General features: G+C 63.6%; 9 protein-coding genes. 4 read left to right on the top strand and 5 right to left on the bottom strand.

Annotated features, from left to right (window positions below):
* From Q0602_RS18470 to aldA, 3 genes are all read left to right on the top strand, one after another.
* Window positions 1-451 (top strand): deoxyribonuclease IV (locus Q0602_RS18470; protein WP_298846472.1); only part of this gene is annotated, 451 nt, incomplete at its 5' end.
* A gap of 22 nt (window positions 452-473) precedes the next feature.
* Complete coding sequence (locus Q0602_RS18465) at window positions 474-761, top strand: hypothetical protein (RefSeq protein WP_149436284.1); 288 nt, start codon at window positions 474-476, stop codon at window positions 759-761.
* A 176-nt stretch (window positions 762-937) separates the two neighbouring features.
* The gene (aldA, locus tag Q0602_RS18460) at window positions 938-2,413 is read left to right on the top strand and encodes an aldehyde dehydrogenase (protein ID WP_298846469.1); all 1,476 of its coding nucleotides are present in this window, start codon (window positions 938-940) and stop codon (window positions 2,411-2,413) included.
* A gap of 81 nt (window positions 2,414-2,494) precedes the next feature.
* Here the strand turns inward: aldA and Q0602_RS18455 are convergent, their stop codons facing one another.
* The 3 genes from Q0602_RS18455 to Q0602_RS18445 form a co-directional block, all read right to left on the bottom strand.
* Window positions 2,495-3,694: an MFS transporter gene (locus Q0602_RS18455; RefSeq protein WP_298846466.1), complete on the bottom strand. Its 1,200-nt coding sequence runs from the start codon at window positions 3,692-3,694 to the stop codon at window positions 2,495-2,497.
* A gap of 100 nt (window positions 3,695-3,794) precedes the next feature.
* Complete coding sequence (pepN, locus tag Q0602_RS18450) at window positions 3,795-6,446, bottom strand: aminopeptidase N (protein ID WP_295037584.1); 2,652 nt, start codon at window positions 6,444-6,446, stop codon at window positions 3,795-3,797.
* Window positions 6,447-6,640: 194 nt separating this feature from the next.
* Window positions 6,641-7,051: a YbaN family protein gene (locus Q0602_RS18445; protein WP_365677144.1), complete on the bottom strand. Its 411-nt coding sequence runs from the start codon at window positions 7,049-7,051 to the stop codon at window positions 6,641-6,643.
* A 215-nt stretch (window positions 7,052-7,266) separates the two neighbouring features.
* Between Q0602_RS18445 and Q0602_RS18440 the strand changes: the two genes are divergently transcribed.
* The gene (locus Q0602_RS18440) at window positions 7,267-8,052 is read left to right on the top strand and encodes a class III extradiol ring-cleavage dioxygenase (RefSeq protein ID WP_298846461.1); all 786 of its coding nucleotides are present in this window, start codon (window positions 7,267-7,269) and stop codon (window positions 8,050-8,052) included.
* 35 nt (window positions 8,053-8,087) lie between these two features.
* On the opposite strand, the gene Q0602_RS18435 is transcribed toward Q0602_RS18440, so the two are convergent.
* Together Q0602_RS18435 and Q0602_RS18430 are read right to left on the bottom strand one after the other, a co-directional pair.
* Complete coding sequence (locus Q0602_RS18435; RefSeq protein WP_298846475.1) at window positions 8,088-8,882, bottom strand: AraC family transcriptional regulator; 795 nt, start codon at window positions 8,880-8,882, stop codon at window positions 8,088-8,090.
* A gap of 236 nt (window positions 8,883-9,118) precedes the next feature.
* On the bottom strand, window positions 9,119-9,967 hold the full coding sequence (locus tag Q0602_RS18430; RefSeq protein ID WP_298846458.1) for a benzoate/H(+) symporter BenE family transporter: 849 nt from the start codon (window positions 9,965-9,967) through the stop codon (window positions 9,119-9,121).
* Window positions 9,968-9,978 lie beyond the last annotated feature (11 nt).

The raw sequence follows: 9,978 nt of genomic DNA, 5'->3' as shown, positions 1-9,978 counted from the left end.
CCATGCGGCGACCCGCTCGGTGGTCGCGGTGATCGAGAACACTGCCGGCCAGGGCTCGAATCTCGGCTTCAGGTTCGAACAACTGGCCGAGATCATCGAACAGGTCGACGACAAGACCCGCGTGGGCGCCTGCATCGATACCTGTCACGCCTTCGCCGCCGGCTATGACCTGCGCACCGAGGCGGACGCCACTGCAATGCTCGACGAGTTCGAGCGCGTGGTCGGCATTCAATACCTGCGCGGCATGCACCTCAACGATGCCAAGAGCGAGTTCGCCAGTCGGGTCGACCGCCACCACAGCCTCGGCAAGGGCAATATCGGCCTGCCGGGGTTCACCGCATTGATGCGCGATCCCCGCACCGATGACATACCGCTGATACTGGAAACCGTCGAACCGGCGATCTGGCCGGACGAAATCCAGTGGCTGCGCGATCAGCAGCACGCCGATTAACTTTTCAGGACAAGACCTCACCATGGATGGATTCTTCAACTGGCTCGGCGAAGCGATCGGCAACGTGATTCGTGCCGTGATCAATGGGCTGCACGGCGTTTTCGGCGGCCTGTGGCAGGCACTCGACGGCTTCGTCGAGGGATTGACCGGCTCACTGGGCATCAGCGACTCGGTCTTCAGCATCGCCGTGCTGGTGATTGGCGTGCTGCTGCTTGTCAGTGGCATCCGCTCACTGGTTCGCGGCGGCATCGTCGGCGGCATCGTCTGGCTGCTGCTGGGCCTGCTGATACTGAGCTGGCTGATTCGTTGAGTCGGGTGTCTTCCCGATGGCAACAATCGACGGGAAGACATGCCTATTCCTCCTGGGCCCCCGTGATCTCCTTGTCATTCCCCCTTTCGTCTACCACCTTGAGGTCGCAAGGTCACATTGATCGGTGACCGATTGACGACAGGTTCTGTCGTCGCGTCAGACAAGGAGACATCAGGATGAGTCAGTCACTCAAATCGCAGCAAGACGGCGTCGACGTCTACAGCCAGTTCATTGGCGGCCAATGGCTCACCGGTGACGGCGAACTGCTGGACGTGCTCAATCCCGCCACCGGCGAGGTCATTGCGCGGGCCCGACTGGCCGATGAAAAGCTGGCCGACCAGGCACTCCAGGCAGCCCAGGATGCGTTCCCCGCTTGGTCACGCAAGACCGCCGTCGAGCGCGCCGATCATCTCTACAGGCTGGTGGAGCTGATCCAGGAGAACCGGGACCGCCTGGCCCGGCTGATCACCACTGAGCAAGGCAAGCCGCTCTCCGAATCCGATGCGGACGTCGGCATGTGCTGCGACCTGATCCGCTTCGCGGCCGAGAATACCCGCCGGCTGGAAGGCGACATCATCCCGGCGGACGACCCCGACGAGCAGATCTGGATCCAGAAGGTCCCGCACGGCGTGGTGGTCGGCATCACCGCCTGGAATTTCCCCGCGGCGCTGATCGGCCGCAAGCTCGGCCCGGCCCTGGCGGCGGGCAACACCATCGTGCTCAAACCCTCGGAAGAGACCCCGCTGACCGCGCTCGAGCTGGTCGAACTGGCGCGTCAGGCCGGTATTCCCGACGGGGTGGTCAACCTGGTCAACGGTCGCGGTCGAGACATCGGCAATCACCTGATCCAGAGCCCGATCACCCAGCTGGTCAGCATGACCGGCAGCGTGCGCGGCGGCCGCGAGATCAACAAGGCCGCCGCCGAACATCTCAAGATCGTGCGTCTCGAGCTGGGCGGCAAGGCGCCGTTCATCGTGCTCGACGACGCCGATCTCGACCCGGCGGTCGACGCTGCCATCGCCTCGCGCTACAACAACTGCGGCCAGGTGTGCACCTGCAACGAGCGGATGTACGTGCAGTCCGGGATCTACGATCGCTTTCTGGAGCGCTTCAAGCAGCGCGTCGAGGCGCTCAAGGTCGGCAATCCGCTGACCGACAAGGACGTCGACATGGGGCCGAAGATCAACGCGAAAGAGCTCGACAAGATCCATGACATGGTCGAACACGCCCAGAACCAGGGCGCGCAGCTGCTGACCGGCGGCAAGCGACTGACCGGCGGTGACTACGACAAGGGCAACTACTACGCGCCGACGATCCTCACCAACGTCAACAATGACATGGACATCATGAAGGAGGAGATCTTCGGGCCGGTGGCGCCGATCATGAAGGTCGACGGTTTCGAACAGGCGATGGCGTATGCCAACGCCTCGGAGTACGGCCTATCCGCCTATGTATTCACCCAGAACGTGAAGCACCTGATGGCGCTGACCCGGGAGCTCGATTTCGGCGAGATCTACGTCAACCGTGGCGGCGGTGAGTCGGTCCAGGGCTTTCACAAGGGATACCGCAACAGCGGCCTTGGCGGCGAAGACGGCAAGTACGGGCTGGAAGCCTACGTCAAGAGCAAGACGATGTACGTGCACTATTCCTGATCGAAGCACCGACTTTTCCTCGAACTCTCCCGCTAACGGGCCGCCAGTGGCGGCCCGTTCTCGTTACCGGCTATCGCTCTGCTAGCACTGCCCAAGCGACGGCAGCACGTGGTCGCGATAGCACCACAGGATGAACACCCCGGTGACGACCATGACGAGCGCCACGCCCAGCAGGATCGAACCCGTCGCCAGAAAACCGGCCGTCGCGCTGACGAGCAACCCGCCCAGCGGCTGGGTGAAATTGTTGAGCATCACTACCAGCCCCGTCGTCTTGCCGAAGTCTTCCGAGGGGATGACCCGACGGCGCAGGCTGCGAATCGAGACGCTGAACATCTTGTCGAAGCCGATCACCAGCAGGAAGCCGATCGCGTAGAGCGGCGAGATCGCGGTCACGCTCGCCATCAGCCCGCCCAGCGCCATCGCCGCATAGGCCAACAGCCCCAGCCGGTCCGCCGGTATCAGCGACCTTGCCGTGAACAGCAACACCAAGATCGTGGCCAGCGCGCCGCCGGCCTGCAGCACGCCATAGTAGATTTCGCCGTGGTTCTGAACGCCGGTGACAATGGCGGGCGCCGTTGCCAATAGCGTTCCCAGCAACAGGTTGACGGCCATCGCCAGGCCGATCGAGGCCGGCAAGGCGGGGCTGGTGCGCAGGTGACGGCCGGCGATCAGCAGCGCCCGATACCCGTTGGGCGAATCCGATCGCGGCATCGGCAGCTCGGGCCGAGCCCCGCGCTGCCAGCGCCACACCGCGAAATCGCTCAGCGCGAACCCGAGCGCGATCACCACCACCACCGCCTCCCACTCGAGCCGCGCCAATAGCGCCGCCGCCACCAGCGGGCCAAGTACCGTCCCCACCTGGTCGAACAGTTGAGCGTGGGAGACGAGTCGCTCGTAGCGGGTTGCACCGAAGGCCTGCACCAGCAGCATCTCTCGCGCCATGACGCCCTGGGTCGACAGTACGCCGACCAGCGCCGACAGGCCGATCAACCATGCCACATGGGGTGCCGCCAGATAGCCCAGGATCGCCGCGATGCATGTCGCCATGCGCCAGCGCTGGCTCGACCGCAGCAACCGATCGTTGCGATGACGGTCGCAGAGCTGACCGCACAGCGGAAAGGCCAGAAACCGTGGCAGGGTCTCGAAGAAAAATGCCAGCCCCGACCAGGCGACACTGCCGGTCAGCCGATAGATCACCAGCGGTACCAGAAACAGCAGCATCTGGTCCGCCAGTCGCGACAGCAGCAGCGAAACGAAGAAATGACGGTTGGACGATGTCATCCGCCGGACGCTCCCTCCAGGTTCCTATTACCGGCGGCAACCGCCAAGCCGCGGAGCCGCTCGCCGGGCGCGACCGGAGTCGACCTGGCGAGAGCCGCCATCAGGCATCCGCCAGCGCACGTTCCACCATCTCATAGACGTTGGGCGAGAGCTTCTCGGCACGAATGCGTTCGAGCTCGGCCTTCATCAGCGCCTGGCGCTCGTCGTCGAAGCGCTGCCAGCGGGTCAACGGGGTGATGATGCGCGCGGCGATCTCCGGGTTGAGTCGGTTGAGTTCGATCACGACGTCCGCCAGCAGCTTGTAGCCCTCGCCATCGAGCCGATGGAAGTTGACCCGGTTCTGGGCGAAGGCACCGATCAGCGCGCGCACCTTGTTGGGGTTCTTCATCGAGAACAGCGGATGCCCCATCAGGAAGCGCACGCGATCGAGTACGTCGGGCTGGGGGCGGGTGACCTGGATCGTGAACCATTGATCCATCACCAGCGGATCGTGAGCCCATTTCTCGCCGAACGCCTTGAGTGCCGGCTCGGCCAGATCGGTACGGTCGCTGTGCGCCAGCAGCGTCAACGCGGCGCGGACGTCGGTCATGTTGGCGCCCCGCTCCAGCTGCTGCTGGGTGAGGCCGATGGCTTCATCGTCCTCGATACTCATCAGGTAGGCCAGGGCGACGTTCTTGAGGCGACGGCTCGCGATCTGCTCCGGCGTCGGCGCGTAGGGCTCGTCACTCAGGTTGTCACGGTAGACGGCGAGAAAGTCGTCGCGCAGCTGCCAGGCCAGCGACTGGCGCACGAACTCGCGGGCGGCATGGATGGCGTCGACATCGACCACCGGCTGCTGTTCGGCGATGTACGCCTCCGACGGCAGCGTCAGCATCTCCGCCAGCACCGCCTTGTCGTCACCGGGCTCGTTGAGCAAGCTGCGGTACGCCTCGACCAGGCGCACGTCCATCACCTTCTCGACGCCGTTCCGATGCGCGGCGATCAGGTCGTCCAGCGCCAGCATGGTCAGACGCTGGCCCGCATCCCAACGATTGAAACCGTCGGAGTCGTGGGTCAGCAGGAACGCCAGCTCCTCGCGGGAGTAGGGATAGCGCAGCTTCACCGGCGCCGAGAACCCGCGCAGCAGCGACGGCACCGGCGCCTCTTCGACGTCGGTGAAGACGAACGTCTGCTCGGCTTCGCGCAGATGAATGACGGCATCTTTGCCCCGTTTCTCACCGTCCAGCGTCAGGGTCAGGTCGTGGCCGGACTTGGTCCCCACCAGGCCCATGCGAACCGGAATGTGGAGCGGCAGCTTGTCGGTCTGTCCCGGCGTCGCCGGAGTGCGCTGCGACAGGCGCAGATGATATTCGCAGTTGGCGTAATCGTACTCGCCATGGGCGTCCACCTCCGGCGTTCCTGCCTGCGAGTACCAGCGCAGGAACTGTTCGAGGTCGAGGCCGGACACTTCCGCCATGCAGGCGACGAAGTCCTCGATCGTCACCGCCTGGCCGTCGAAGCGCTCGAAGTAGAGATCGCTGCCGCGGCGGAAATCCTCCCATCCCAGCAGGTGGCGCAGCATGCGCACCAGTTCCGCGCCCTTCTCGTAGATGGTCAGGGTGTAGAAGTTGGATATCTCGATGTAGTGATCGGGACGGACGGGATGGGCGGTGGGTCCGGCGTCCTCGGCGAACTGGGCGGTACGGAAGAACGAGACGTCCTCGATCCGCTTGACCGCGGCCGAATTGACATCGGCGGAGAAGGTCTGGTCGCGGAAGACGGTGAAGCCCTCCTTCAGCGAGAGCTGGAACCAGTCGCGGCAGGTGACCCGGTTGCCCGACCAGTTATGGAAGTATTCATGGGCGACGATCCCCTCCACCCGCTGGAAGGTAGCGTCATTGGCAGTCTGCGGATGGGTCAGCACCGCCGCCGAGTTGAAGATGTTGAGACCCTTGTTCTCCATCGCCCCCATGTTGAAGTCGTTGACGGCGACGATCATGAAGCGGTCGAGATCGTACTCGCGACCGTAGGTCTCTTCGTCCCACTGCATGGAGCGCTTGAGCGAGGCCATGGCGTGCTCGGTCTTGTCGAGGTTCTCCGGCTCGACCCAGATCTGCAGCAGCACATCGCGGCCGCTCATGGTGGTGTAGTGGTCCTCGACCTTCTCCAGGCTGCCGGCGACCAGCGCGAACAGGTAGCTGGGCTTGGGGTGCGGGTCTTCCCAGGTCACGAAGTGGCGATTGTTGGGCAGTTCGCCCTTCTCCACCGGATTGCCGTTGGAGAGCAGCACCGGCAGCGAATCGCGGTCGCCGATCACCGTGGTCGAGAACGTCGCCATCACGTCCGGACGATCGGGGTAATAGGTGATACGGCGAAACCCTTCCGGCTCGCACTGGGTGCAGAACATGCCATTGGAGCGATACAGCCCCTCCAGTGCGGTATTGGCGTCGGGATCGATCTCGACCTCGGTATCGAGCAGGAAGCGCTCCGGTACGGTGGCGACGGTCAGCTTGCCGTCGCCGACCTCGAACTCCCCCGGCTCCAGCGTCTGGCCGTCGATGGCGATACGGATCAGCTCGAGCTCGCCACCGGCCAGTTCCAGCGGCAGGCCGGTCTCATTGTCATCGGGCTCGCGATCGGGATGGCGTTCCATATGCAAGCGCGCCTTGACCCGGGTAGCGGACGGCGCGAGATCGAAGGTGAGCTCGGTGTGCGTGACGCGGTACGCCGGCGGCAGATAGTCCTTGAGATAGGTCGCTTGCATCCCAGACATGACAACGCTCCTTGTGGAAGTGGGCAGGTCGCGACGGCGGATCGAATCCGAAAACGGGCCCGCCGCCCGACGATCGAGCACCATTCTACCCGCGTGACCGGAACGATATCGAATCAGGATCGCGCCCGGAGAAGACGGGCGGGATGTAAAGCAACGAAGGGAGGAGAAGAGAGACGCGGATACCGGCCCCGGGCTCAGCGGCGCTCGGGAGCCTCTTCCGACCACACCCCGCGCACCGGACACTGCAGGCTCGGCAAGGGCCGCGTCACGATCCAGAGCGCCAGCCCCGCCAGACCCACGATCAGGCCGAGCTTGAGCGGCCAGAGGGAGACGGTGAAGGCGATGATCGCACACGAGACACCGAGCATGATCACGGCCATGATCTTGGCGTGCCTGGGGATGGCACGCTCGCGTTCCCACGACTGGATCGGCGGGCCGAAGCGCGGATGGTTGCGAATCCAGTTGGCAAAGCGCGGAGAACCTCGCGACGCCAGCCACACCGCTGCGAGCATGAAACAGGTGGTCGGCATTACCGGCAGGAACAGACCGATCACGCCCAGCGCAAAGCTGATGGCGGCCAAGGTGACATAGATGGCATTACGCATGCCGGACATCCCCACTGCGATGGATCGAGGCGCCGCCCGAAGAGGACGCTTGTTCCGGTAGTGTAAACCAGCCTCCTCCCTGCCCTCCAATCTCCGTCGATGGAAAACGCCAATGTTGACGATAGCGAAACCGTCCGTTCGCCTGGAGACGGCTAGTGTGGCCCGGTCTTCGGCGTAGGCTGTCGGTAATGCCCATGTTCACGGAAGCGACTGCCATGACGATGCGCCAGGTGCTCTATCTCTCCCACGGCTCCCCGGACCTCAGCCTGATTGACCATCCGGCCCGCGCCTTCCTGGCCGACCTCGGCGAGCGGTTGCCCAAGCCCTCGGCCGCGCTGGTGATCTCGGCGCATTTCGAAGCGCCGGGGCTGGTGCTGGGCAGTGCAGCGACGCCCGCTACCTGGCACGACTTCCACGGCTTCGCCGATGCCCTCTATCGGATGCATTACCCGGCTCGCGGCTTGCCCGAGATGGCCGGATCGTTGGCGGCCGGGCTCAATGACAGCGGGATCGATACGCGACTCGATCCCGAGCGGGCGCTGGACCATGGTATCTGGTCGCCACTCTCGCTGCTGTGGCCGGGCGCCGATGTGCCGTTGATACCGGTCAGCGTGCCCATGGCGGCCGATACCGCGACCCAGCTTCGGATAGCGGCAGTATTGGGCCGATGGGCCGCAGCCAACGACCTGATGCTGATCGGCTCCGGTGCCGCCACCCACAACCTCGGCGCCCGGCACTTCGTCCACGACGCCCCGGATACCTGGGCCAGGCAGTTTCACGACTGGGTCATCGACGTCGCCGCACGCGGCGATCTCGACGCGCTGAGAGCGTGGCGGGATGCGCCGAACGCCCGCTACGCGCACCCGACGCCCGAGCACTTCCTACCGTTGTTGATGTGCGTGGGTGCCATGGAGGGCCGACCGCTTCGGCCTCTTCACGAGAGCTTCATGTTCGGCAATCTGAGCATGCTGGCGCTGGGTAGCGAGGCTGTCGCTGCCTGAACTCCATCCCGTGATTCCACGCTTCAAGACCCGTTTCAGGGTGAGTAATTATCCATGACGCGCTGATACTGACTCGGCGCCGCACCGATGTGACGACGAAAGAAGCGTGTGAAATGCCCCTGCTCGGAGAAACCCAGTTCCTGGGCCAGATTTCCCAGAGAGCCTTGGCGATTGTCGGCCAGCCACTGAAACGCGGAACTCATACGCCCCATGTTGGCCAGCATCTGGGGGGTCATGCCCGTCGTTTTCTTGAACAGCGAGAAGAAATGCGCGCGTGATAGTCCACACTGTCGAGCAATCAGATCGAGATCCAGCTCGCCCGGCGCGGATTCGAGAATGAGCCCGATGCCTCGTCGGATACGGACGTCGTAGAAATCGCCCGCAGTACCCGCCTTCAACCTGGCCAGATGATGCCAATCGGAGTGCTTTTCGACGATCGATATCAAGAGATCGAACAGCAGGCTCTCCATTTTTTCCCGGGGCATCGGCCCAAACCCGAGCATCTCGCCGATCAGGATATCCGCCTGACGACGCATGCGGGGGGTCAGTTCGATACACGGCTGCACGAAAAAATCGGGGCGAGCGCTGGTCGAGAGATCCGTTTGAAGCGCTGCGAGCCAGCGTGGTTCGATATACAGTGCCAGAATCACGCTTTCGGATACGCCGGCCTGGTGGTCGTAATAGTGAGGTTCCCAGGCGTTGACGAGCACGGCGGTGTGATCGGTGAGCGGTAGTCGACGCCCGCGCACCGAGAAATAGGTGTTCTGCCCGGTGGCCTTGATGAGGACGTGACACTCGGAATGGGCATGAGGCACCAGCGGCTCGTCCATATCCAACAAGGCGATTCGTCCGAACCCCCCATGAAAGATTCGATAAGCATTCGACATAGTGCCTCTCGGTCATCCCGATTATGTTGATGGCCAACAGCCCACAATATCACTCCGAAGCCGATCCAACGGTGGTATTGGACCAAAGATGAAACCGCTCACGAAGCGATGATTACCTGACGTCACGCCATCCCGATCTCGCCAGGTACCACCGCGCCTGCCTGTCACCGATGCACCGCCTAGACCCGGCTGCCGTCGACAGGAGCGTTCTCTCCCGGCGTTGCCGATACGCCATCGACGGGGGCCTCGCGCAATATGGCCGATACTGCGATGCCAGCGACCAACGCCCAGAATGGTGAACTGATTCCCAACAGACTTAATTTGCTCATCGCCACTACCAGGGCCACGAAGGCCCCGATTTGATAACCGAACTGTTTGTTGAAGGCTTGCTGGAAAGCCGCCAGCAGCACACCGATCATCGCCACACCGGCAACACTGGCAATCAACGCCTTGGGCAGCGCCATGATCAGCGGCACCGCACCGCCCGCGAACAACCCGAAGGCGCAAAACAGCACGCCATTGACCAGCGTCGCGCCATAACGCTTTTCACGGTCGGCGCCGGCTTGATCGGAGGCGCAGATCGCCGTCATCGGTCCGGCAATGTTGGCGTTGTGCCCGCCGAGCAGCCCGGCCACAATGCCGCCGATGCCGCTGATGATCGTCATCGCGTTGACCGGCGGCCGATATCCCTCGGCTAGCAGGACCCCCGTCGCCTGGGCGTTTTCCGCCCCAAGCACCAGCGCTGCCAGCGGGATCGATATCGCCACGAAGGCATCGAACGAGAAATTCGGCCAGGTGAACTGTGGCGCCACCATCGCGATATCTACGCCACCGGTCTGAATGGCACCCGTGAAATAGGCCATCAGAAAGCCCACTACCGCAGCGACCAGTACCGGGGGAACGGACTTCAAAAAGCGTGATGTCAGAAAGAAGGCAACGAGCGCCATTCCGGCAATCAGCGGCGCGGCGCCCACCGAGTCGACGGCCCCGACGCCGAAGCGAATCAACGCCCCGGCGATCATCGCCATGACGATCGGCA

Source organism: uncultured Salinicola sp., assembly GCF_937921195.1.
Classification (GTDB): Bacteria; Pseudomonadota; Gammaproteobacteria; order Pseudomonadales; family Halomonadaceae; genus Salinicola.
This window is presented reverse-complemented; position numbering and strand designations above follow the sequence as displayed.

Coding starts and splice junctions, on each gene's coding strand:
- Q0602_RS18465 (WP_149436284.1), top strand. CDS start 474: ATGGATGGATTCTTCAACTGGCTCGGCGAAGCGATCGGCAACGTGATT.
- aldA (WP_298846469.1), top strand. CDS start 938: ATGAGTCAGTCACTCAAATCGCAGCAAGACGGCGTCGACGTCTACAGC.
- Q0602_RS18455 (WP_298846466.1), bottom strand. CDS start 3,694: ATGACATCGTCCAACCGTCATTTCTTCGTTTCGCTGCTGCTGTCGCGA.
- pepN (WP_295037584.1), bottom strand. CDS start 6,446: ATGTCTGGGATGCAAGCGACCTATCTCAAGGACTATCTGCCGCCGGCG.
- Q0602_RS18445 (WP_365677144.1), bottom strand. CDS start 7,051: ATGCGTAATGCCATCTATGTCACCTTGGCCGCCATCAGCTTTGCGCTG.
- Q0602_RS18440 (WP_298846461.1), top strand. CDS start 7,267: ATGACGATGCGCCAGGTGCTCTATCTCTCCCACGGCTCCCCGGACCTC.
- Q0602_RS18435 (WP_298846475.1), bottom strand. CDS start 8,882: ATGGACGAGCCGCTGGTGCCTCATGCCCATTCCGAGTGTCACGTCCTC.
- Q0602_RS18430 (WP_298846458.1), bottom strand. CDS start 9,967: ATGGCGATGATCGCCGGGGCGTTGATTCGCTTCGGCGTCGGGGCCGTC.